The sequence below is a fragment of the Dactylosporangium sp. NPDC051541 genome (assembly GCF_044454505.1).
In the GTDB taxonomy this organism is placed as follows: Bacteria; Actinomycetota; Actinomycetes; order Mycobacteriales; family Micromonosporaceae; genus Dactylosporangium.
Window position 1 is genome coordinate 333,100 of the sequence record NZ_JBITDU010000001.1, and the last position, 22,904, is coordinate 356,003.

The following is a 22,904-nucleotide window of genomic DNA, read 5'->3' on the forward strand; positions in this document are numbered from 1 at the left end:
AAGACCCTAGCCTTTGGCGGCTCGCACGGCGGCGTAGGCGTCGACCAGGCCGGCGCCGACGGTGTTGGACTCGGAGCCGCAGGACGTGCCCTGCGTCCGTGCCGTCCGGGCCGTCGACCGCAGGATCTCGCGGGTGCGCGGGATGTCGCCGACCAGCGCCGGGTTGGCCGACCACATCAGCGCGACCACCCCGGCCACGTGCGGCGTGGCCATCGAGGTGCCGCTGAGCACGTCGTAGCCGCCGCCGGGCAGAGCGGAGAGCACGTCCACCCCCGGCGCCATCACGTCGGGCTTGGTGAGGCCGTCCGCGGTCGGCCCGCGGCTGGAGAAGTCGGCCACCCGCGCGTTGCGGTCCACCGCACCGACCGTCAGCGTCGACGCGTAGTTGGCCGGCGGGTCGGTGATCGAGGAGCAGCCCGGCCCCGTGTTGCCGGCCGCCGCCACGAAGAAGATCCCGGCGGCCGTGAACGCGTCGATGGCCGGCCGCATCGAGTAGAGGTCGCAGCCCTCCAGGGACGGGCAGCCCCACGAGTTGGTCAGCACCTGCGGCGCGCGGTCGGGCCGGCCGGCGTGCCAGGGGTCGGCGCCCGGCGCGTAGGGCGCCAGCATGAACTGCAGGCAGGTCAGGTAGTTGGCCATGCTGCCCAGGTTGCGGGGCAGGTTTTCGCAGGCGATCCAGGACGCGCCCGGTGCCACGCCCACACCCGCACCGACCGCGGTGGCCACCGTGTGGGTGCCGTGGCCGTTGGGGTCGGTCGGGGACCGGGTGCCGTTGTAGGGGTCGAGCCAGGAGTCGTCGCCCCCGCGGAAGTTGCCGCGCAGCGCCGGGTGCGTGCCGTCGACGCCCGAGTCGGAGCTGCCGACCACGATGCCCTTGCCGGTCGTGCCGTCGGCCCAGACCCGGTCGGCCCCGATGAGGGTGAGGTTCCACGGCGTCGACGCCGGCGCGGCCTGCCCGCCGTGCATCGGCTCGGCCGCCGCCGGCAGCGGCCGCAGCTGCGGGTTGAGCAGGACGTGCAGCACGTCGGAGCGCCCGGCCAGCCACTGCCGGGCCACCGGCCCGGCGTCCACCTCGACGCCGTTGACCAGGTAGAACGGCGTGAACGAGACGTGTTTGGAGCGCAGCTCGGCCCGCAGCGGCGCCTGGGTGCGCTCGGCGGTCGAGACCAGCCGCTCGTAGGTCTGCCGCACCCGCTCCGTGTGGTCGGCCACCGCTGAGAGCCCCGACAGGTCGGCCTGCTCGCGCATGACCACGAACAGCCGCTCCCCGGCCAGCCCCGGCTGCCCCAGCCCCACGTAGACCACGGCCCCGGTCGCGGCCAGCAGGATCGCGAGGGCGCCGGCCAGCCACGCGTGCAGCCGCACCCGCCGGAACGCGGTCAGCAGCACGACCGCGGCCACCAGGGCCAGCAGCCACCCGGCGGCGGCACCGACGCCACCCCAGAACAGCCCGTCGCGCAGCCCCAGGATGAGCGACGTCTCATCCGGATCGACCAACGCCAGGGGCCCGAACAGCACCGGGGTGAGCAGCGCGACCACCGACGGCGTCCCGAGCCGCCGCAGCGCGGCCAGGACGAACGCCACCGGCGGCACACACAGCAGCGCCAGCACCTGTACCGCCGGCTCGCCCACCCCCGCCACGACCGCCGCCAGGGCCACCCCGCCCAGCAGGCCCCCGAGCGCCGAGCGGCCCCACGCGTGCCCGCCGGCCGAGATCCGCGCGGTCAGCGCGAGCAGCGGCCGGGCCGCGAGCCAGGCCACGGCGAGCGCGGCGACCAGGGCCAGGACCGTCTCCGTCGCCCCGCCCAGCGCACCCACCCACAGCCACGGCAGCAGCAGGAGCAGCCCGGCCGCCAGCGACAGCCACGGCAGCCAGCGATCGGGCTCGCCGCGCCGCTCCAGCCGCCCGGTGACCAGGCGGTGCCCGAGGGCGGCCGCGGCGGCCAGCACGGCCAGGACCGCGAGATAGACCTCGTGATAGGTCGGCGGGACGAGCCGCGCGAAGCCCAGGAGGGCACCGAAGCCGATGGCGATCAGCCACTGCCGCCCCGCCGTCCGCGCGAACCAGATCGGCGACAGCAGGCTGAGCAGGAGTGCTGGCACGCCCGCCAGGAGCAGGGTCACGATGGATGCGACCGCCCACGCCCAGCGCGGCACGGACGTGCCCTCGATGCCGAGCGCGTCCGCGACGAGCGAGAGACCGGCCTCAACCAGTACCACCGAAGCGGTAACCCAGAGACCGAGCACGATCGTCAGGGCGAGGGACCAGCCCCACGCCCGGCGTGACGGAACCGCTGGGGAATTCATGGTCCGGACTCTACGGCGCGGGTATGACAAATCCTGAAGGTGCGGAAGGAGACTGAGGGCTATGACGGACACGGTCGACGCGGTCGTCGTCGGAGCCGGGCACAACGGCCTGGTCGCCGCCAACATGCTCGCCGACGCGGGCTGGGACGTGGCGGTCCTGGAGGCGACCGGGGACGTCGGCGGAGCCGTGCGCTCGGCCGAGGTGACCGCGCCCGGGTTCGTCAACGATCTGTGCAGCGCGTTCTACCCGCTCTCGGCCGGATCGCCGCCGCTGCTCGCGCTCGACCTGGAGGCGCACGGGCTGCGCTGGACGCACGCGCCGCAGGTCGTGGCCCACCTCTTCCCGGACGGACGGTCGGCCGTGCTCAGCCGGGAGCTCGACCTCACGATCGAGTCGCTGGAGCGGTTCGCTCCGGGAGACGGAAAAGCTTGGCGGCATTGGTACTCCGAGTGGCGCCGACTGGCCCCAGATCTCATTCCGGCCCTGCTCACCCCGTTTCCGCCGGTCCGCGCCGGAGCTCGGCTCGCGGCGCAGGCCGGCGTGGGCGGCGCCCTGCGGCTGGGCCGGCGGTTCCTGGTCCCGGCGCGGGTCCTCGGCGAGGAGCTGTTCGCCGGCGACGGTGCCCGGATGCTGCTCACCGGCCTGGCGCTGCACACCGACCTGGCTCCCGACGACGCGGCCGGCGGCGGGTTCGGGTGGCTGCTGTGCATGCTCGCCCAGCAGTACGGCTTCCCGGTCCCGGTCGGCGGCGCGCAGCAGATCACCGAGGCGCTGCTGCGGCGGTTCCCGGGCGTCGTGCACCGGCACGCGGCCGTGGAGGAGGTCATCGTCGGCGGCGGCCGGGCGCTCGGCGTGCGCTGCGCGGACGGGCGGCTCTTCCGGGCCCGCCGGGCGGTCGTCGCGGATGTTCCGGCGCCGTCGCTGTACCAGGACATGATCCAGCCGCGGCATCTGCCCGGCCGGCTGCTGGCCGACCTGGCCGGGTTCCGCTGGGACAACGCCACCCTGAAGATCGACTGGGCGCTGTCCGGGCCGGTACCGTGGATCTCGCCGGACGTCGCCGGGGCGGGGACCGTGCACCTGGGCGCCGACCCCGTGCGCTACGCCGCCGACATCGGGCAGGGCCGGATGCCGGAGGAGCCGTTCCTGCTCGTGGGCCAGATGACGACAGCCGACGCGAGCCGGTCACCGCGCGGGACCGAGTCGCTGTGGGCATACACCCACATCCCGCGGGACACGAGCGCCGAGGCGGTCGCGGCCCACGTCGACAAGGTCACCGAGACCATGCGCCGGCACGCGCCCGGGTTCGACGATCTCATCCTGGCCCGCTACGTCGCCGGGCCGGCCGAGCTGCAGGCCAAGAACCCCTCGCTGGTCCAGGGCGCGATCAACGGCGGGACGGCCGGCGCCTACCAGCAGCTCATCTGGCGTCCGACACCCGGACTGGGCCGGGCCGACACGCCGATCGACAAGCTGTACCTGGCCAGCTCCAGCGCCCACCCCGGCGGCGGCGTGCACGGTGCTCCCGGCGCCAACGCGGCCCGCGCGGCCCTCGCCCGCAGCCGCCCCGTCCTGGGCGACGCCTACCGCGCGGCGATCGACGCCGCGCTCAAACGGATCTACCGCTAACGACGCTCGGCCAGGTCGGCGAGGCGTTGCAGTGCCTCCGCGTTGCGGAAGTGCAGGAACACGTCGCCGACCTTGTTGCGCATGCCCAGCATCGGGCCCTCGGTGAACTGCTCCTGCATCGTCACCCTGGTGGCCTGCGCGTCCAGCGGGTCGAGGGTGAACTTGACGTGCCCGGCCCCGAACGGCCACACGTGCACCTTGAGCAGCAGCGACCGCCCCGGCTCGCACTCGAGCGACTCGCTGCGGTCCTTGATCGACACCGGCCAGGGCCCGGCCTTGTGGTGCAGCAGCGACCCGGGCGCCGGCCACGCCTCGTCGACGTCGCGGATGTGTGCGGTGCCGACCACCCAGTCGGAGTACGACCAGCCGTCGGACAGTACGGAGAACACGGCCTCGGCGGGCGCACGGACGATGCGTTCGGTGATGGACACCCTTGTTCAATTCCCTCAGCCGCGCATCTCACACCAGCGGCGTGACGGGCGAGGCTACCGTGTAGTAGTGCGCCGTGAATCCTCCACGTCCCGCTTCGAGGCGGCCCGCCTGTCACCCGCGCGCCGCGCCGGCGACGTGGCCCGCCTGCGCCGTGAGCGCTTCGACGTCCTGATCATCGGCGGTGGCGTGACCGGCGCCGGAGCCGCGGTCGACGCCGCCTCCCGGGGCCTGTCCGTGGCCCTGATCGAGGCCCGTGACCTGGCCGCGGGCACGTCGAGCCGCTCGTCCAAGCTCGTCCACGGCGGCCTGCGCTACCTCGAACAGCTCGAGTTCGGGCTGGTCACCGAGGCCCTGCAGGAGCGCGGCCTGCTCGCGACCAGACTGGCACCCCATCTGGTACGTCCAGTGCCGATTCTGGTCCCGCTCCCGTCCCACCGCGGCCTCGCGGGCGTGGGCAAGCGGGCCTGGCAGCGCGCGTATTTCGGAGCCGGTGTCGGGCTCTACGACGCCTTCGCCGCCACCGCCCGCCTGCGCCGCGCCTCCCCGCGCGGCATGCCCCTGCACCGCCACCTCTCCCGCGCCGAGACCCACCGCCGCTTCCCGTCGCTGCGCGAGGACGCGATCAGCGGCGCGATCCAGTACTTCGACGGCCAGGTCGACGACGCCCGATTGGTCGCCACCCTGGCCCGCACCGCCGCGAGCATGGGCGCCGCGATCGTCCCCAGTGCCCGGGCCGTCGGCCTGCTCCGTGACGCCCGCGAGGTGACCGGGGTGCGCGTGCGCGACCTGGAGTCGCGGGAGGAGTTCGAAGTACACGCCAGAACCGTTGTCGCCGCGACCGGCGTCTGGATGGACGACATCGCGGGCATGCTGTCCGGAGCCGGCCCCCGGGAGTCGGCCGGTCTGCAGGTCCGGGCTTCAAAGGGCGTGCATTTGGTGGTACCGCGTTCAGCCATCACGGGCGAAGCGGGCCTGATCCTGCGCACGCCGTCGTCCGTCCTCTTCGTGATCCCGTGGGGCGGCCACTGGATCATCGGCACGACCGACACGGACTGGAACCTGGACCGCGGCCACCCGGCCGCCTCCGCCACCGACATCACCTACCTGCTGGGCCAGGTCAACGCCGTCCTGGACCGCCCGCTGGGCACCGCGGACATCGAGGGCGTCTACGCGGGCCTGCGCCCCCTGCTGTCCCGCGAGGCCCGCCACCGCCAGCCGCACAGCCGCGACGAGCAGACGTCGGCGCTGTCGCGCACCCACGCCGTCGTCGAGCCGATGCTGGGCCTGATGCTGATCGCCGGCGGCAAGTACACGACCTACCGGGTCATGGCCGCCGACGTCATCGACCGCGTCGCGCACCGCCTGGGCGGCCTGCGCCGCCACGGCGGCCTGGTCCCCGCGTCCCGCACCGCCGACCTGCCCCTCCTGGGCGCCGACGGCTACCACCAGCTGTGGACCAACCGGGCCGACCTGGCCCGCCGCCACGGCCTGCCGGTAGGCGTCCTCGAGCACCTGCTGGAGCGCTACGGCTCGATGACCTTCGAGATCCTGGCCCTGGACCCGGACCTGCACCGCCCGATCGCCGGCGCCCCGGAGTACCTGGCCGCCGAGGTCGCCTACGCGGCCCTGGCCGAGGGCGCGCTGCACCTGGAGGACGTCCTGACCCGCCGCACCCGCATCTCCTTCGAAACCGAACACCGCGGCGCGGCGACGGCCCAGGACGCGGCGAGGGTGATGGGCGACGTCCTCGGCTGGGACGCCGCGACGCGCTCCCGCGAGGTCGACCACTACCTGGCCCGGGTCGCCGCCGAGCAGGAGTCCCAGCGCATGCCCGACGACCTCACCGCCGACGCCGCCCGCCTGGGCGCCCCCGACGTGCGAGGCTTCCAAGCCGACCGCGCCGGCGTGTAGCCGTCACCGCCGCACGGCCCGCACCGCGTTGAAGACCACGTCGGTGACCGCCTGCGGATGCGAAACCAACGTCAGGTGCGACCCACCATGAAACAGGGTGACTCGCGAACGCGCCCGCCCCGCCATCGCCAACTCCGACCGCGCCGTGATGATCTCGTCGTTGCTGCTGATGAAGTACCAGGACGGAATCTTCTGCCAGGCGGCGAACCTGGACGGCGTGTCGAACGCCGCGCTCGAGGCGCCGCGCTGCGAGGCCCACAGCAGACGCGCCTGCGCCTTCGGCAGATCACTGGCGAAGTGCCCGGTGAAGACGTCTTCCTTGAGATAGAGCTCCGACCGCCCGCTCCGAGCCCCCGCACCCGGCGACGCGGTCATGTCGTACAACCGCTCCGCCGGCATCGTCGACAGCACCGACCCGGAGCCACTCAACGCCCCGGTGGTCTCCCCGACCGCCGGCGCCGCCGCGTCCACGTAGACCAGACCCTTGACATTGCTCACCAGGGCCGCCGCGTTGGTGATGACCGAGCCACCGTACGAATGCCCGACCAGCACCACCGGCGCCGGAACGGACCGCAGGAAGTCCGCGACATACGCAGCGTCGGTGGTCAGATCCTCCACCGGATTGGCGATGGCCCGAACAGCACACCCAGCCCCCTGTAGCCGGCTCACCTCACCGCTCCAACTGGACGCATCAGCCCAGGCGCCGTGGACCAGTACCACCGTCACACCACCACACCCCGCCGCCCGCCCAGCGACCGCCACCGACCCGGACGACCCGGTGGCCGCGACAACAGCGGTGACGACAAGGGACAGCAGGCCCACGACCGGGCGAAGACTCGGCAGTCTCATGTGGGGTGGACCTGCCCGAAAATCTCACGGATAACCCGACGCCCCACCAAGCGGACGGCTCGCCTCGCAGCCCTGGCCCAGCCAGGGGGCAGGAGCCAGCCGTTGCACATTGCCAGAGGCGCCACATTGGTATGGCCGGGCCTGATGCGCCGACACGCTCAGGATCGTCTCATTGGCCAATCCGGTATCGTCCAGTTGGCGCTATATGAAACTCACGAGGCGCCTTGAATGTGGCATTCATCCCAGCCATTCCCTGTCATTCCGACCATCATCGATACCGGCCGCAGTGGTTGCCACGTACGGTAATCAGCACAGTTCGGCTGGGGTTGGAGGTGATGAGATGGAGCCTATCGCCCGAGAGATCGGGCAGATGGTCCGGGAAGTCCTGCGTGACTGGCCACGGACCATCCGCGCGTCGATCCTGCTGACGGTTACTGCCGCCGCATGGATCTGCTACCACGTGTTCGCCAAGTAGTAGATGCTTGCATCGTAAGCGTCGACCCGCCGCCGCCCAAGCGGCAGGCCTCCTCACTCACGTGATGATCTCTGAGTGAGGAGGCCGGCCGGAGGATCGGTGTCCGCGCGGTGCAGGTGTGAGCCGATGAGCGAATTCCGAATGCCAAACCTGCCGGGCATTCGAGGGCTGGCGGAGGCTTGATATCCGATCAGGCGCTGCCCAGTTCCGCCGATGTTGCCGGTGAGCCGCGTCCGCAAAGCTGTCGGGGTTCAGTTGGCGGCGGTGAGCTCCGCGTCGGTGCCGCTGAACTCGGTGCCCGACACGAAGGCGGTGTCGAAGCGGGCCTTGAGGGCGTCCAGCTCGGAGAACTCGGCCTGGTGCGACGACTCCGACCCCTCAGCCGCGAACACGTGGTCATCCACCGAAGCGTCGTGGCTGTAGTTCGTGTAGTTGTCGGACTCATAGTGGCCCTGCGCCGGGGCGTCGTACTCGACGTGCTGCCCGGTCGAGAAGTCGGTCGACTCAGCGGCGTGGTGGTCCTGCTCGTACACACCGAACTGGTTGTTGTAGTCGGCCTCGGAGCCGGAGGCCTCGTGCAGCTGGTCCACGGCAGCGGATTCCTGGCCGGCTTCGTACTGGCCGTAGTCGACGTCGCTCATTTTATGTCTCCCCTAAAAGAACATCACTTGGTGGTGACCAGAACATTAGGGCCGCCAAGAACAACTCTTATCCCGGAAACGTGCCAGTGGCGGAGGTTGGGGTCTGGGGGATGTTTTCGACGATGTGTTCCAGGCTTACCGCTCGCCCCGCCGCGCGGTCGCGTTGGTGGTCGGTGAGTTGGGGCAGCGTCTGGGAGCGCAGCGTCTGGGTGTCGGGGGGTTCGGGTAGGCGGTGGCGGGAGCGTAGGGCGTCGGCGGCGCCGATCAGGCGGGCGGCGTGGGCCGGGTCGTCGGGCGCCAGCAGCGAGGCCACCACGTCCAGCGAGATGGCCAGGTCCAGGCGGTCGCCCACCTCGTGGCGGGTCACGAGCGCGGCGGTCAACAGGCGCAGGGCTTCGGCTCGGTCGCCCTCGGACAGCGCGGCCAAGCCCAAAGTGTGCTGGGCCATCGCCGCGCCGAAGGCGTCGCCGATCTGGCGGCTCAGGGTCAGGCTCTCGTCCAGGGCGGCCCGGGCCCCGGGGACGTCGCCGCGGCCCAGAAGGGCCTGGCCCACGCATTCGAGTGCGAGCAGGATGCCCCGGGTGTTGCCGTTGGCGCGTTCCAGGTCCAGACATTCGCGGGCGTACACCTCGGCGGCCGTGTGGTCGTTGCGGCTCAGGGCGACCTTGCTCAGATTGCCCAGGGAAGCGGCCACGCCCTGGGGTACGTCCAGTTCCCGCCACACCGCCAGGCTTTCGCCGAAGTGGGCGGTCGCGGCCGCGTGGTCGCCGCCGCCGATCGCGGCTATGCCCATGGCGTTGTGGGCGTGGCCGATCGTGGCCCGGTCGCCGGCCGCCGTTGCCCGCTCCAGGCTTTCGGCGCCCAGCCCGTAGGCGGCCTCGTGCTCGTCCTGGCCGGCGGCCAGGATCGCGGCCGCGTGCAGCAGCTTCGCCCGGGCGCCGTCGTCGGCGGCGTCCATCGACAGGACGCGGGCGAGCCAGTCGCGGCCCTCGCCGATGTGGGCGCCGTTGCGCCAGTAGCGCCACAGGCCCAGGCAGATCCTGGTCCGGGTCGGGCCGTCGCCGTGGCTGAAGGCGGCGCGGACGTTCTCGTAGTCGGTCTCGATCCTGCCGGCCCATTCGGCCTGGTCGGGGCCGGTGAGGCCGACTGCGGAGGACTCGGCAAAGGCGGCGTAGAAGTCGGCGTGGCGGTCGGCCGGGGCGGGCTCGGCGCCGAGGCGGTTGCGGGCGTACGCGCGGATCGTCGACAGCAGGTGGTAGCGCCCGGTGTCGTCGTCGCGGACCACCAGGTGCTTGTCGACCAAGGCCGACAGGCGCTTCTCGAGCAGGTCCAGGTCGCCGCCCGGTGCGGTCACCGCCAGCGCGGCCGCGCCCGTCCAGCCGCCGACGAACACCGACAGTTCGGTCATGAGGCGCTGCTCCTCGGTGTCGAGCAGCACGAAGCTCCAGTCGATGGCGCCGCGCAGGGTCTGCTGGCGGGCCGGCAGGTCGCGCGGGCCCGCGCCGCCGAGCGTGTCGAGCTCGCGGTCCAGGTGCTCGGTCAGGTGGTCGAGCAGCTCGTCCGGGGTCCAGCGGTCGATCCGGGCCGCGGCCAGCTCGATCGCGAGGGGCAGGCCGTCGAGGCGGCGGCACAGCTGGGCGACCGGGAGCGCCGTGTCGATGGTGATCTCGAAGTCGGCGTCGACCGCGCGGGCGCGCTGCTCGAACAGCGTGACGGCGGGTGAGTCGGCGAGCGTCGGGACCTGGTAGACCTGCTCGCCGTACAGGGAGAGCCGCTCCCGGCTGGTGACCAGCGCGCGGACTCCGGGCGCGGCCGCCAGCAGGTCGCTGACCAGGGCCGCGCCGTGGTCGACGACCTGTTCGAAGTTGTCCAGCACGAGCAGCTGCTCGGCCTCGGCCACCTGGTCGAGGACCGTGTCGAACAGGTGCTGGTCGGGCAGTTCGGTGACGTGCAGGGCGCGGGCCAGGGCGGCGGTGAGCAGTTCGGCGTTCGTGGTGTCGGCCAGCGGCACGAACACGGCCCCGTCGGCGAACTCGTCGGCGACGACGCCCGCCGCGGCCAGCGACAGCCGGGTCTTGCCGATGCCGCCCGGGCCGACCAGCGTCACCAGGCGGGCGTCGCGGATCAGACCGGCGATCCGGGCCGTTTCCCGGTCCCTTCCGACAAGCTTCGTCATCGGTACGGGCAGCCGCGTGCGCCGCCGCTTCGGCGCCGACGGTTTCACGCCCCAGATGCCGTCCCCGGCCGCGATCAGCTCGCCGTGGCTCCGCAGCCGCTGCAGCTCGGCCTCCGCGCGCGCGGGCAGCCCGCCGGAGCGTTCGACGAGCCGGTCCAGCAGGGCCCGGGTCGGCTCCCCGGCGAGGGCGATGCGCAGCCAGATCCGCAGCGTCGCCGGGGACCACGGGGTCAGCTCGACGACGGTTTCGGGCAGCTCGGTGCGCGCGGTCGCGTCGAAATCGGTACTGGCAAACACCAATGCGACGGCGTCGCCGAGCGCGGGGACAGGCTCGCCGACATCGGCCAGCAGGATTTTTGGCTTTGTCGAAGCTGTGCCGGTACCCCCGGAAATGGAGGTTTGAAAGCCTCTTAAATGTGCGATCTGTGCAACTTCGCGCAGGAAACGCGTGTGGCCGGCGCCTTTGGGGCCAGAAACGCGCAGCGCGCCGCGCAGGCCCGCCGACACGCGGGTCATGAACTCCTGGGTGGTGCTCAGGGCGCCGTCGCGTTCCCAGAGGCGGGACGAGCCGGCCGCCGGATCGGCCTCGATGTCGTCACCGACAGCCTGCCCGCGGCCTCGGCGTTTGGCCAGGTAGTTGCGGCGGTCGGCGGCGGCGATCAGAGTCTCGCCGTCGGTGCCGTCGGCCGGGCTGGACGCCACCCCCATGCTGATCGACAGGTGCAGCGGCGGCGTGCCCGCGAAGTCCCGGGCCCGGATCTCGTCGGTGAGCCGGATCGCCAGGCGCAGCGCCTCGTCGGGCGCGGTGTGCGGCAGCAGTAGCACGAATTCGTCGCCGCCGTAGCGGAACAGGACATCCCCGGCCCGGATCAGGCCCTGGATGCGCTCAGCGAGCTGGCGCAGCAGCATGTCGCCGCGCAGGTGCCCGAAGGCGTCGTTGACCGTTTTGAAGTGGTCGACGTCGAACAGGAGCAGGCTGGCCCCGCCGACCTCGTGCAGGGCACCGTCGAGGGCGGCGCGGGACTGCGCGCCGGTGACGGGATCCTGCTGGTTCATCGCCAGCCTGATCGGCCTTTTCGCGGCCCCGATGAGGTGTTCCCGGTTTATTGACCGGTTGGAGGACACGCCTGGTGTGACGCAGGTCACGCCCAACCATTTGCCGGCGCCGCCGCATCTGAGGACTGTGCGTGCCGACCATGAGCGGGAGTATGTGGAGTACCTCCACGCCCGTCTGCCGATTCTGCGCCGCCTGGCGTACCTGCTGGCCGGCGACTTCGACCGCGCCGACGACGTGGTCCAGACGATGGCGACCAACCTGTACGTCAAATGGCGGCAAGTGCGCGCGGCGAACAACATCGACGCGTATGTGCGCAAGATGGTCGTGCACACGTTCCTGGCCGAGCAGCGCCGCGCCTGGGCCCGGACCTGGCTCACCGACCGCCTGCCGGAGCGCCCGGCCGCCGTCCCGCCGACCGATGACACCCTGGTCCTGCGGGCCGCCCTGCGCCGGCTGCCACCGCGCCAGCAGGCCGTACTCGTCCTGCGCTTCCTGTGTGACCTGCCGGTCGACGAGACCGCCGCCGCCCTCGGCTGCGCGCCCGGCACCGTCAAGAGCCACACCGCGGACGGCCTGGCGGCGCTGCGCCGCATCCTGGGCCCGAGCGCCACTGCGAGCTTCGACGGGGGTACCCGGTGAACGACTTCCTGACCCCCCTGCGCCTCACCGAGGACCTCCCGCCATCGAAGGTCGACATCGCCCGGGCGGTGCGCGACGGCCGCCGCCGCGAACGCAACCGCATGCTCCTGGCCGCCGCGGCCTGTGTGGTCGTCGGCGCCGTGGTGATCGGCGCCACCGCGTTCGCCGCCGACCGCCGCCCCGCGCCCCCGCCCGCCGACGAGTTCGTGCTCAACGGCTGCGAGGTCCAGCGCCTGCCGACGTCCGGCACCTTCGCGGCCGCCTCGAACCAGTACCTGGCCGGCGCGCTCGACGGCACGATCCTGCTCTGGTCCAACGGCACCCTCCGGCAGATCGAGGACGCCCCCCAGCCCGACCCGACCCCGGCGGCGGTCAACGACTCCGGCGCCGTGGTCGGCAACAGCGGCGACAACGCGCCCTGGCTCATGCAGGACGGCCGGTTCACACCCCTGGCGACTCCGCCGGACACGACGCGGGTTTCGGTCGCCGCCATCAATGCCAACGGCTTCATCGTGGGTACTGCCTGGACGCCGGACTCGAAAGCCAGGATCGTCCGCTGGAACGTCGCCCACCCCGACCAGGTCGAATACGTGACGACAAGCCCGGCGGTCGCCTACGCCGCCGGCATCGGCGCCGACGGCACCATCGTCGGCCGCGGCCAGGACGCCCCGGGCGACTTCCACGCCTACGCCTGGACCGCGGACGGCACCCCGATGCCGCTGAACCGCGCCAACGGCCGGCCCGCCGGGGGCGCCTCCGCGATCGCCGGCGACTGGGCGGTCGGCTCCTACGAGGACGGCAGCACGTGGTTCGACCAGGGCGTGCGCTGGAACCTGCGCACGGGCGAGGCCGTCGACCTCGGCACGTTCGTCCCCAGCGGCGTGGACACCACGGGCCGCATGTTCGGCGTGCTGATGAACGGCGTGGACGAAACCCCGCCGGCCTGGTGGAAGAACGGAGAAGTGCTGCTGCTGCCGGTACTGTCGGCCGGCGAGTCGGCCACAGTGTCGTCGATGAGTCCGGACGGCCAGACCGCCGCGGGCTGGCTGTATCGCGCGAAGAACGACCCCGTCACCCCGGTGCGGTGGCGCTGCTGACCACCTTCAGGTCCTCGACCATCCCGGCGAACGCCGCCTCCCGGTCGTCGGCGCGCAGGACCGCCGACGGGTGAATGGTCGCCACGAGCACCCCCGCCCCAGCGAACTCCTCGGGCCGCTCGGCACAGTCCGGCCACGGCAACGCCTTCCCATGCTCGCGGGTGACCCGGAACGAGGGCCCGAGCAGCGCCTTACCGGCGGTGGCCCCGAGCACGACCACGGTCGACGGCCGCACCCGCGCGAACTCCGCCAGCAGCCACGGCCGGCAGGCCACAATCTCCGTCCGGTCCGGCGTCTGATGAATCCGCCGCTTCCCAGCCGCCGCGGGCTTGTGCTTGAAATGCTTGACGGCGTTGGTGACGTACATACCGGCCCGGTCGAGCCCGGCCGCGTCGAACGCCCGATCGAGCACTTTCCCCGCCGGCCCGACGAACGGCCGCCCTTGCCGATCCTCGACGTCACCGGGCTGCTCCCCGACCACCAGCATGCGCGCCGCCGCCACCCCCACCCCGAACACGGCCTGCGTGGTGTCCTTGTACAACTCACACCCGCGACACCCCTGCACAGCGACCCGCAACTGCTCAAGGTCCGCGTCCTCAGGAACGTGGTACTCCTCCATACCTCCCCCCGTGTCCCACCCGCACTCCGTCAAACCCGCAGGCGGTGGCACGTTTCCTGGATTCGAGTCGCTCTCGGCGGCCTTAATGTTCTGGTCACCACCAACTGAGAATTCTTATTTCGCAGGGAGATAGAACAATGAGCGACGTCGACTACGGCCAGTACGAAGCCGGCCAGGAATCCGCCGCCGTGGACCAGCTGCACGAGGCTTCCGGTTCTGAGGCCGACTACAACAACCAGTTCGGTGTGTACGAGCAGGACCACCACGCCGCTGAGTCGACCGACTTCTCCACCGGGCAGCACGTCGAGTACGACGCCCCGGCGCAGGGCCACTATGAGTCCGACAACTACACGAACTACAGCCACGACGCTTCGGTGGATGACCACGTGTTCGCGGCTGAGGGGTCGGAGTCGTCGCACCAGGCCGAGTTCTCCGAGCTGGACGCCCTCAAGGCCCGCTTCGACACCGCCTTCGTGTCGGGCACCGAGTTCAGCGGCACCGACGCGGAGCTCACCGCCGCCAACTAAACCAACAACACGACAAACTCCGCGGACGCGGCTCACCTCCTCCGAGGCGGGCCGCGTCGCTGGTTGGGTGGGGCGGGTGGCTTACGCTCGGGGGTTGTGAGCACGCTTGAGGAGTGGCAGCGGGTATTTCCTGGGGAAGAGGTTGTTGGGCTCGAGTTGCTTGGGCGGTGGAGGGAGGGGCATCGGCGGTATCACACGGTTGCGCATTTGGGGGTGATGCTGGGAGTTATCGACGAATACGTTGGGCTTGTCGATGATCCGGATGTTGTTCGGCTGGCGGCCTGGTTTCATGATGCTGTTTATGACGTGTTTGCGGGCGACAATGAGGAGCGTAGTGCGGAGTTGGCCCGGGTCCGGCTTGGTGGGCTTGGGGTTTCCGCCGAGCGGGTGAGTGAGATTGTGCGGCTGGTGTTGTTGACCGCTGGGCACCATGTTGCCGCGGGAGATATGCGCGGGGGGTTGCTCGCCGATGCGGACCTGGCCATTTTGGCGGGCTCGGCTGAGGACTATGCGCGGTACGCGCTTGCTGTGCGGGAAGAATACGCGGCGGTGCCTGATGCGGTGTTCCGCCCGGGTCGCGCGGGGGTTTTGCGGAAGTTAGCGGATCTGCCGGAGCTTTACCGGGTGGTGCCGCAACGGGCGGAGTGGACCGCCCGGGCCCGCGCGAACCTGGAGGCGGAGATCGTCACGCTTCTGGATGCTCGGTGACGTTCTGCAGGTAGAGAGCCTCGCCGAACTTCTCGATCAGGCCCAGCTGCGTCTCTAGGTAATCCACGTGGTGCTCTTCGTCGGCGAGGATTTCCTCGAAGATGTTGGCCGAGGTCACGTCGCCGATGGAGCGCATGTATTCGATGCCGCGGCGGAGGCGGTCGACGGCCTCCAGCTCGATCTGCATGTCGCACTTGAACTGCTCCGGGACCGACTCGCCGATCCGCAGGGCGAACAGCCGCTGATAGTTCGGCAGGCCCTCGAGGAACAGGATGCGATCGGTCAGCACCTCGGCGTGCTTCATCTCGTCGATCGACTCGTGCTTGGTGAACTTGGCCAGTTTCGTGTAGCCCCAGTTTTCCTGCATCTTGGCGTGCAGGAAGTACTGGTTGATCGCCGTGAGCTCGGCGGTGAGCTGCTCGTTCAGAAACTCGATGACTCGTGCGTCCCCTTGCATGCTTGGCAGGGTACGCCGATTCGTCCGTTTTCTAGGTCAAAACAGGCACTGCGTCCGAGTTTTCCGCGTCGATGAGGTCGGCGATTCGGTCCAGGCAGGTGCCGCAGCCGGTGCCGGCGCCGCATTCGTCGCCAACGGCGTCCTCGCTGCGGGCACCGGCTTGAACGACCCGCCGGATCTCGCACTCGCGCACGCGGTGGCAGATGCAGACATACACGGTGGAACTCCTGGCTTCGAGGGGGCGGAGGTGGAGCGGGTTCCCTCGGGGATAGAAGCTGTCTTAGCCTTACCTAAGCAAGGGTTACCTAATCTGCCCGCGGAAACAAGCCCTGAGCTGGCTTTTTCTTGCCCCTGGAAGCGGACAAATGCCGCGGCCGCCGCAAGCCGGCGGCAACCAGACGCTCGACGATCACCCGTGACGGCACCTCGATGGCCCCCAGCCAGACGGCGATCCGCGCGCGGTCGGCCGGCACGTCGTAGTGGTCCCGCTCGAACGCCCGCCGCGGCGCCCCGATCAGCTCGGCGAACGCGTGCAGCTCGGCCACCGACACGTCGCTGACGAGATGGGCGAAGAGCCGCCCGTGGGCCGGCCACCGGGGCGTGTCGATGTAGAGCACACGCACTAGCGTGCCAGGTATGGAACGTGACCTGGCCGGCCTCCTCGCCGAGCTGCGGGCCGCCCTGCCCCACGACGGTGGCGTGCTGACCGATCCGGACCTGCTGCGCTCATACGAGCACGACGAGGCCGACCTGGTGCCGTACGGCACCCCGGCCGTCGTCGTGCGCCCCCGCACCACCGGCCAGGTCTCCGCCGTCCTGCGCGCCGCCGGCCGCCACCGCATCCCGGTGATCCCGCAGGGCGCCCGCTCCGGCCTGGCCGGCGGGGCCAACGCCATCGACGGCGCGATCGTGCTCTCGCTCATCGCGATGAACGAGATCATCGACATCGACGCCGAGAACCGGATCGCGGTCGTGCAGCCGGGCGTCGTCAACGCGCAGCTCCGCCGGGCGGTCGCGGAAGTCGGGCTCTACTACCCGCCCGACCCCGGGTCGTGGGAGCAGTCGACGATCGGCGGGAACGTCTCCACCGACGCCGGCGGCATGTGCTGCGTCAAGTACGGGGTGACCAGCGACCACGTCCTCGGCCTGGAGGTCGTGCTGGCCAGCGGCGAGGTCCTGCACTGCGGCCGGCGCACCGCGAAAGGCGTCGCCGGCTACGACCTGACCAGCCTCTTCGTCGGCTCCGAAGGGACGCTCGGGGTCATCACCGAAGTCACCGTCCGGCTCCGTCCGGCCCCGGCGCCCGCCCTGACCCTCGTCGCCGTGTTCGACACATTCGCGGCGGCCGGAGCCGCGGTCTCGGCCATCGTCGGGTCCGGTCTGCAGCCGAGCATGCTCGAGGTCATCGACCGGGTGGCGATGGGCGCGATCGAGGCGTACCGCCCGATGGACCTCCCGACCACGGCGGCGGCGCTGCTCATCGCGTCCGTCGACTCCGGCGCCCGCGCACCCGACGACCTGGCCGCCATCGCCGCGATGTGCCGCACCGCGCAGGCCGAGGACGTGTTCGTCGCCGCCGACGAGGCCGAGGCCGACGCCCTGCTGGCCGCCCGCCGCCTGGCCCACGTGTCGCTGGAGCACCTGGCCGCGCAGCTGTATCCGCGCGGCGGCGGGATCATGGTCGACGATGTGGCGGTACCGCGGACCCGGCTCGTCGAACTCATCGAAGGGATCGAGCGGATCGCCGCCGCGCACGAGATGGTGGTGGCGACCGTCGGCCACGCCGGGGACGGCAACCTGCACCCGGTCATCGTCATCGACCGCTCCGACCCGGCGTCGATCGCGCAGGGGCAGAAGGTGTTCGACGCCATCATGGCCCTCGGGCTGTCCCTCGGCGGCACGTCCACCGGGGAGCACGGGGTCGGCCTGTTGAAGCGGGACTGGCTGGCCCGCGAGATCGGCCCGACCGGGCTGAAGGCGCACCGCTCCATCAAGGCCGCGCTGGACCCGGACAACATCCTGAATCCCGGCAAGATCTTTTGATGTGCTCGTGGACATCGCAGGGGTGCAGGGGGCGATGAGCCCCTTGCCCGGGGCGGGAGCGAAGCGGCTCCGGAATCCTCTGCGTTGTGCTCTTTTGCTTTTGGCTTTTGCTTCGGCTTTTTACGTGGATTACAGGAGAACGACTTTGGTGGCCAAGCCCGGCGGGGTGTTCTGCGTAGAAGGCAACTGGGACAATGACCTCGCCGCGCGGGGATCGGTCCTGCCGACGCTGGATCTGCTGGAGCGTCTGGGCGCCATCCGGTACATTCACCGCCGCACCGCGACACCGCAGGAGCTGCGGTATTACGTCGAAACGTGGCTGTCCCGCAAATACTCGGCGTACCACGTCGGGTTCTTCGCACTACACGGCGCGCCCACGAAGCTGCATCTTTCCGAGGCGCATACTGTCGGCCTCGCCGAATTGGGCAGCTGGATCGGTGGGCAGTGCGAAGGCAAGCGGCTCTACTTCGGCAGCTGCTCCGCGTTGCGCGCGTCCGTCACGACGCTCAACGAGTTTCTGCGCGAGACCAAGGCGGCGATGATCTGCGGATTCACCAAGGAGATCGACTGGATCGAGTCCGCCGCGCTGGAGACGGTCGTGCTCAACAGCCTGGTCAACGGGGCGCGGGTGGACAGCGTGGAGCGGCTCATGAAGACGGTTCGCTGGGCACCGCTCGCTCGGCATCTCGGGTTTCGGGTGGTGTACGCCAACGGGCGCTCGACCTGAGCGGTTCGCGGACGGGCGCGAGCCGCCCCCACACGACCATCAGGGCGGCGAACGCGACGTAGCCGAGGTACCAGGGCCAGAAGTTCTGCCCCGTGCCCGGATCGGTCTGGATCGATGGCCACCAGTTCGGCAGGTCCGGCACGCCGAGGCGGGCGCCCTGCGCGCTCAGGATCTTGTCGACGCCGTAGCCGCCGCTGGACGTGAACCGGGCCAGCAGCATGGAGTCGCCGGTCAGCGTGTACGCGAAGCCGAACGCGGCGGCCAGGGTGGCCAGGACCAGCGGCAGCCAGACGGGGCGGCGCTGCAGGGTCAGCGCCACGTAGTACGCCAGCAGCGGCACCAGCACGACGGCCAGCCGCCCCGGTGGCGTGTACCCGGCCCACCAGGTGCGGAACGTCGACACGGCGATCGTGTACGGCAGGATCGCGGCCAGCAGCACCCAGTGCCGCGACCGGCGGGCGGCCAGGAACATGCCGGGGATGGCCAGGGCGAGCAGCAGAAAATGACTGATCAGGCCGTACTGCCGGTCGAAGAGGATCCCCGCGAGCCCCCGGTACGGCGGGATCTGCAACAGCCCGTCGCCGAGCGCGGAGTTGCCGGGGGCCGGGCTCCAGGAGTGGTACTGCGTGAAGTTGAACAGCTCCAGCGCGCCCACCAGCACCACCATGGGCGCCGCGGCCGCCAGGAGGGTCTTCGACCGGCCGGCCCGTGCGATCAGCAACACCCCCAGGGGCACGGTGAGCAGCAGGAACCGCCCGTGCACCCACGGCATCCAGCCCAGCCCGGCCGACGCGAGCGCGATCTGCCACCAGGCCGGTTTCGCCTTCACCAGCACCAGCACCGCGTAGGCGGTGAACAGGGCGCCGAACGGGTCGACGAACTGCATGGAGGCGTACATGTACAGCGGCGACCCGGCGGCGAACAGCCCGGTGACGACGCCGGCGTAGAACGGGGTGATGCCGAGCTCACGCTGCAACCGGTAAATGACACCGACGGTGAGGACGCTGACGAGCACGACAACCCCGGCCGCCCCGGGCCGACCCCACAGGTTGAACGGGATCGTCCAGAGGATCGGCCCGCCGAAGTTGTGCAGCGGCACCATGATGCCCTCGGCGTTGGGGTACACGTGCGCCTCGAGGGGGTCGGCGTAGAACGCGCGCCAGTCGCCGTTGGCGTAGGCCTGGGTCAGATCGAAGGTGTGGTACTTCCCGAGGGCGACGCTCATCACGAGATAGTGGGGTTCGTCGCCGAGCGGCTCCATCCAGAACCGCATGTTCGCGGCGATCGTGTACAGCACCGCCGAAGCGGCCATCAACGACCAGACCACCACAAGGTCCGCCCCGCGCCGCACGCGACGAACCCTACATGCCGTGCGCCGTGCATGGCGCTTGTACCCTCAGCTCGTGTATCCAGCGCACTGGATCAAAGCGTCGGACGCTGACCGCGAGGCCATCGTCGCCCAGCTCGGCGAGGCGGCGGCCGAAGGGCGGCTGACGCTGGAGGAGTTCAGCGCCCGGACGCAGCAGGCGTACGCCTCGCGCACGTGGGGCGAGCTGTCGAGCCTGGTCGGCGACCTCCCCACATTGCCGAAGCCGAGTGCACCGCCGACGGTGGTGGCCCCCCAGCCGGCCGGTGGGTCGGACAGCCGGCTGCTGCCGTTGCTGGCGCTGATCCTCGGCATCGCGTCCATCCCGGCGAGCTTCTGCGTGCCTACGGGCGGTGTGGCCGGCGTGGTGGCGGTCGTGGTCGGGATCCTCGCGCTGCGCAGCGTCGGCAAGGGCGAGCCCGGACGCGGCCTGGCCGCCGTCGGCCTGATCTGCGGCCTGTCGGGCCTGGCCCTGCAGGCCGCGGTGATCGTGCTCATCACCATCATCGACTAGCGGGTAACGCACTAGGTACGGGGCGGTCCGGCTTTCTACGGCAACGGACCGCCCCGTTCCTTCCCTCGTAATCGCTTGGGGCGACAAAGGAAGGCGGGCTTCATCATGCCCAAATCCCGCTCTCCATTCCAGCCTCACCTACGCACTTGCTCCAACCAAGTGGCGCTGCTGATGCCCGTGGCGCGTGTGTCGGCGGGATGCCCGCGGCCGATTTGCCACGCTCGCGGCCGCCGCTGGAGCCCCGGGTTCCCTGGGGAAGATCGAACGTGAAGAAACTGCCTTGGTGGATGGTGATCCGGGATCCGTTGCGGGGCATCGTTCCGGCGATCCCGGTGCCCGAGGAGCCGACCTTCGAACGCCTCCAGTGCGGGCCCGGTGAAGACGCCTTCACCGACCCGGCCGCCGTGATCGACCTGCTGGCCGAGCTCGTCGCGAAGATGTGCGACCGGCAGGCGCGCTGGCGATGGATGCTCCTCACCCAAGGGGCCGGGCTCGGGTTTCTCGGGGAAGCCTCCGCGCCCGGTGCCGATTGCGCCCGCCCTAACACCTCACGGGCCCCGGCACACCTACAAAACCATGATGATCGAGCGGGGCACCCCGCCAGTGCTCATGGACGAGCAACTGGGGTCATCTGGACGGCAGCACGCGAAGCAAGGGCGGACACGAGCCCGAGATCGCCGGTGCGCATCCTCGACGAGATGCTGCCGAACGAGATCGTCTCCCAAATTTCTCCCAACGGAGATCAAGAGACGACTCAGGGCTGGTCCTCTGAGTCAGAGAACCAGCCCTGAGCTGGTGTTTCGCGGGCAGAGCAAAGGTGCCTGCATTCTCTTTACACCCGCCACCAAGGCCTTTGCGGCGGTTGCCCGGTCTGGGCGAGCGGGCTTACTTGTGCAGCGTGTCGCCGGTCAGGTTGTTGTCGCCGCGGCCGGCGAGGCAGCGGAACGTGGTCGGGCCCGAGTTCTGCTGGGCCGGGGTCGGCAGGAGGACGTCCTGGCGCCACTGTGCGGCGCCGATGTTGACCGCGACCAGCGTGCCCACGTTGCAGACCGACGTCACCGCGCGGTCCTTCTTGTCGGTGACCTTGCTGCCGGCCGGGAGGTCGCCGTAGGCGAAGACCTCCCACGTGTGGACGCCCGTGCAGTCGACGCGGGACAGTTTGGTGTCGAAGCACTCGGCGGTGTCGGCGCAGTGGGCGTTGGGGTCGGCGCCCAGGCCGCACGCGAACGTCGGCGGGGCGGCGAGAGCGGCGGCTGACGGGGTGGGCTCGGGGGTGCCGTCGCCGAAGCCGTATGCGATGGCCACCGTCACCAGCGCGGCCACCACCAGCAGGCCCGCCGAGACGCCGATCCACAACCCGCGCCGGCTGCCACCCGGAGACTTGACCCGCGCCACGAACGGATCACTGGGCGGCGCCATCGGCATACCCGCCCCGAAGTCACCAGCCGAGCCCGCCGAACCAGACAGCCCACCCGAGCCGGACAGCCCAGCAGCGCCGGCAAGCCCACCCGAACCCGAGCCAGCCGGCCCAGCCGAACCCGAAGCCGAACCCGAGAGCCCGGCCGAACCCAACCCCGACCCCGACCCCGCGCTCGACGAGCCGAACGAACCCAGCGACCCGACCGAGCCCGACGACGAGCCCGATCGGCCCTTCAGCGGGTCGGTCGGCGGCTCCTCCGGGCCGGCCTCGTGCGGCACCGTCTGCTCGGGGTCGCGCGGGAAGCCGCCGCCCAGGAACGGCGACTCCAGGATGCGGTCGGCCGGCGGTGGCGGGGTCGGCGGCGGGAGGGGCGGGGACGTGTACACCGGCTCCAGCGGCGGCGAGCCCAGCGGCGGGATGAGGGTCGGTGGGGGCGGGGACAGTTGCAGGGCGATGAGGGCGTCGCGCAGCTGCAGGGCGGTCGGGCGTTCGCCGTCGTCGTTGCTCATGCCCGCGCGCAGGATCGCCATCAGCTCGGCGGGGCAGCCGGGCAGGTCCGGGATGTGGTCGTTGAACATGTCGACCAGCGAGAGCAGGCTCGGCATCTGGTCCTCGCGCCAGCGGGGCGGGCGGCCGCGCATGAGCGCGTACAAGGTCGCGCAGAGGGCGTAGACGTCGGCGGCGGGGCCGGGGGCGGCGTGGCGGAACGTCTCCGGCGGGGCGTAGGCGGGGGTGAGGACGTCGAGGGTGATCGAGACGTCGCGCCACTCGGCCAGGATGGCCAGGCCGAAGTCGGCGAGGGCGGGCTCGCCGAAGCGGCTGAAGAGGATGTTGGCCGGTTTGACGTCGCGGTGCAGGACACCCAGGGAGTGCGCGTCGGCGAGGGCGTCGGCGATCTTGAAGCCGACCTCGCGGACCTCGGCGGCGGTCAGCGGGGCGCTGCGCATGCGCTCGGCATAGGAGCCGTCGCAGAGCTCCATGATCAGGTAGGGGTGGCCGTCGGTGGTGACGCCGGCGTCGAAGAGGTCGACGACGTGGGGGTGGCTGGACATCCGGCCGGCGGCGCGGGCCTCGCGCAGGAAGCGGCGGCGGTCGCGCTCGGTCTCCAGGGTCCGGTTCTCGACCTTCACGGCCACGTCGCGGCCGACCGACTCCTGCTGGGCCCGGTAGACGGTCGCGTAGCCGCCGCGGGCCAGCACCGAGAACCCGGTCAGGCCGGGTACCGATGGGAGCGGAGCCGATGCGGTCACGGCTAAGACGGTACGGCAGGGGTACGACACTTCACCGTCACGCATCGGCCACAGCCCAT

Annotated in this window: 22 protein-coding genes and 1 pseudogene; 11 read left to right on the plus strand and 12 right to left on the minus strand. The window is 71.0% G+C overall.

Features of this window, described 5'->3' with window-relative positions; translation table 11 throughout:
- Positions 1–6: 6 nt before the first annotated feature.
- Positions 7–2,307, minus strand: coding sequence for a S8 family serine peptidase (locus ACIA8L_RS01525; protein WP_395899283.1), 2,301 nt, complete (start codon positions 2,305–2,307; stop codon positions 7–9).
- Between the two features lie 61 nt (positions 2,308–2,368).
- Here ACIA8L_RS01525 and ACIA8L_RS01530 point away from each other — a divergent pair, with 61 nt between their 5' ends.
- Positions 2,369–3,937, plus strand: coding sequence for a phytoene desaturase family protein (locus tag ACIA8L_RS01530; RefSeq protein ID WP_395899286.1), 1,569 nt, complete (start codon positions 2,369–2,371; stop codon positions 3,935–3,937).
- On the opposite strand, the gene ACIA8L_RS01535 is transcribed toward ACIA8L_RS01530, so the two are convergent.
- A complete protein-coding gene (locus ACIA8L_RS01535) occupies positions 3,934–4,368 on the minus strand; it encodes an SRPBCC family protein (protein ID WP_395899288.1) in 435 nt (144 codons plus the stop codon). The two genes, ACIA8L_RS01530 and ACIA8L_RS01535, sit on opposite strands and share 4 nt — an antisense overlap.
- Here ACIA8L_RS01535 and ACIA8L_RS01540 point away from each other — a divergent pair.
- The gene (locus ACIA8L_RS01540) at positions 4,349–6,280 is read left to right on the plus strand and encodes a glycerol-3-phosphate dehydrogenase/oxidase (RefSeq protein ID WP_395899290.1); all 1,932 of its coding nucleotides are present in this window, start codon (positions 4,349–4,351) and stop codon (positions 6,278–6,280) included. The genes ACIA8L_RS01535 and ACIA8L_RS01540 overlap by 20 nt on opposite strands.
- A 3-nt stretch (positions 6,281–6,283) precedes the next feature.
- On the opposite strand, the gene ACIA8L_RS01545 is transcribed toward ACIA8L_RS01540, so the two are convergent.
- Entirely contained in the window at positions 6,284–7,129 is an 846-nt protein-coding gene (locus ACIA8L_RS01545; RefSeq protein WP_395899292.1) for an alpha/beta fold hydrolase, read from the minus strand.
- Positions 7,130–7,469: 340 nt separating this feature from the next.
- Between ACIA8L_RS01545 and ACIA8L_RS01550 the strand changes: the two genes are divergently transcribed.
- A complete protein-coding gene (locus ACIA8L_RS01550) occupies positions 7,470–7,604 on the plus strand; it encodes a hypothetical protein (RefSeq protein WP_395899294.1) in 135 nt (44 codons plus the stop codon).
- Between the two features lie 251 nt (positions 7,605–7,855).
- On the opposite strand, the gene ACIA8L_RS01555 is transcribed toward ACIA8L_RS01550, so the two are convergent.
- Complete coding sequence (locus tag ACIA8L_RS01555; protein WP_395899296.1) at positions 7,856–8,245, minus strand: hypothetical protein; 390 nt, start codon at positions 8,243–8,245, stop codon at positions 7,856–7,858.
- A gap of 67 nt (positions 8,246–8,312) precedes the next feature.
- Positions 8,313–11,477 carry a diguanylate cyclase gene (locus ACIA8L_RS01560; protein WP_395899298.1) on the minus strand — a complete coding sequence of 1,055 codons (3,165 nt, stop codon included), beginning with the start codon at positions 11,475–11,477 and terminating at the stop codon, positions 8,313–8,315.
- Between the two features lie 127 nt (positions 11,478–11,604).
- On the opposite strand from ACIA8L_RS01560, the gene ACIA8L_RS01565 reads away from it, so the two are divergent.
- Both ACIA8L_RS01565 and ACIA8L_RS01570 read left to right on the plus strand, forming a co-directional pair.
- Positions 11,605–12,117, plus strand: coding sequence for a SigE family RNA polymerase sigma factor (locus ACIA8L_RS01565; protein ID WP_395899300.1), 513 nt, complete (start codon positions 11,605–11,607; stop codon positions 12,115–12,117).
- Entirely contained in the window at positions 12,114–13,214 is a 1,101-nt protein-coding gene (locus tag ACIA8L_RS01570; RefSeq protein ID WP_395899302.1) for a hypothetical protein, read from the plus strand. The genes ACIA8L_RS01565 and ACIA8L_RS01570 overlap by 4 nt, the downstream gene beginning before the upstream one ends.
- Here ACIA8L_RS01570 and ACIA8L_RS01575 read toward each other — a convergent pair.
- Entirely contained in the window at positions 13,189–13,833 is a 645-nt protein-coding gene (locus tag ACIA8L_RS01575; RefSeq protein ID WP_395899304.1) for a UdgX family uracil-DNA binding protein, read from the minus strand. The two genes, ACIA8L_RS01570 and ACIA8L_RS01575, sit on opposite strands and share 26 nt — an antisense overlap.
- Positions 13,834–13,970: 137 nt before the next feature.
- Between ACIA8L_RS01575 and ACIA8L_RS01580 the strand changes: the two genes are divergently transcribed.
- Positions 13,971–14,360 carry a hypothetical protein gene (locus ACIA8L_RS01580; protein ID WP_395899296.1) on the plus strand — a complete coding sequence of 130 codons (390 nt, stop codon included), beginning with the start codon at positions 13,971–13,973 and terminating at the stop codon, positions 14,358–14,360.
- Between the two features lie 96 nt (positions 14,361–14,456).
- Positions 14,457–15,068 carry a metal-dependent phosphohydrolase gene (locus ACIA8L_RS01585; protein ID WP_395899306.1) on the plus strand — a complete coding sequence of 204 codons (612 nt, stop codon included), beginning with the start codon at positions 14,457–14,459 and terminating at the stop codon, positions 15,066–15,068.
- Here ACIA8L_RS01585 and bfr read toward each other — a convergent pair.
- From bfr to ACIA8L_RS01600, 3 genes are all read right to left on the minus strand, one after another.
- Positions 15,046–15,525, minus strand: a complete 480-nt coding sequence (gene bfr, locus ACIA8L_RS01590) for a bacterioferritin (protein ID WP_395899308.1) — start codon at positions 15,523–15,525, stop codon at positions 15,046–15,048. The genes ACIA8L_RS01585 and bfr overlap by 23 nt on opposite strands.
- A 31-nt stretch (positions 15,526–15,556) precedes the next feature.
- Positions 15,557–15,742: a bacterioferritin-associated ferredoxin gene (locus ACIA8L_RS01595; RefSeq protein ID WP_395899310.1), complete on the minus strand. Its 186-nt coding sequence runs from the start codon at positions 15,740–15,742 to the stop codon at positions 15,557–15,559.
- An 88-nt stretch (positions 15,743–15,830) separates the two neighbouring features.
- Complete coding sequence (locus tag ACIA8L_RS01600) at positions 15,831–16,142, minus strand: DUF4031 domain-containing protein (protein ID WP_395899312.1); 312 nt, start codon at positions 16,140–16,142, stop codon at positions 15,831–15,833.
- A gap of 31 nt (positions 16,143–16,173) precedes the next feature.
- Between ACIA8L_RS01600 and ACIA8L_RS01605 the strand changes: the two genes are divergently transcribed.
- Both ACIA8L_RS01605 and ACIA8L_RS01610 read left to right on the plus strand, forming a co-directional pair.
- Positions 16,174–17,568: an FAD-binding oxidoreductase gene (locus tag ACIA8L_RS01605; RefSeq protein WP_395901659.1), complete on the plus strand. Its 1,395-nt coding sequence runs from the start codon at positions 16,174–16,176 to the stop codon at positions 17,566–17,568.
- Between the two features lie 7 nt (positions 17,569–17,575).
- On the plus strand, positions 17,576–18,295 hold the full coding sequence (locus tag ACIA8L_RS01610; protein WP_395899314.1) for a DUF6642 family protein: 720 nt from the start codon (positions 17,576–17,578) through the stop codon (positions 18,293–18,295).
- Here the strand turns inward: ACIA8L_RS01610 and ACIA8L_RS01615 are convergent.
- The gene (locus ACIA8L_RS01615; RefSeq protein WP_395899316.1) at positions 18,216–19,646 is read right to left on the minus strand and encodes a hypothetical protein; all 1,431 of its coding nucleotides are present in this window, start codon (positions 19,644–19,646) and stop codon (positions 18,216–18,218) included. The two genes, ACIA8L_RS01610 and ACIA8L_RS01615, sit on opposite strands and share 80 nt — an antisense overlap.
- A gap of 52 nt (positions 19,647–19,698) precedes the next feature.
- Between ACIA8L_RS01615 and ACIA8L_RS01620 the strand changes: the two genes are divergently transcribed.
- Entirely contained in the window at positions 19,699–20,175 is a 477-nt protein-coding gene (locus tag ACIA8L_RS01620; RefSeq protein ID WP_395899318.1) for a DUF1707 domain-containing protein, read from the plus strand.
- A 266-nt stretch (positions 20,176–20,441) separates the two neighbouring features.
- Positions 20,442–20,966, plus strand: coding sequence for a hypothetical protein (locus ACIA8L_RS01625; RefSeq protein ID WP_395899320.1), 525 nt, complete (start codon positions 20,442–20,444; stop codon positions 20,964–20,966).
- 94 nt (positions 20,967–21,060) lie between these two features.
- Here the strand turns inward: ACIA8L_RS01625 and ACIA8L_RS01630 are convergent, their stop codons facing one another.
- Positions 21,061–21,594: a hypothetical protein gene (locus tag ACIA8L_RS01630; protein ID WP_395899322.1), complete on the minus strand. Its 534-nt coding sequence runs from the start codon at positions 21,592–21,594 to the stop codon at positions 21,061–21,063.
- Between the two features lie 148 nt (positions 21,595–21,742).
- Positions 21,743–22,890, minus strand: a pseudogene (locus ACIA8L_RS01635) (serine/threonine-protein kinase); the annotation flags it as partial.
- Between the last annotated feature and the right edge of the window lie 14 nt (positions 22,891–22,904).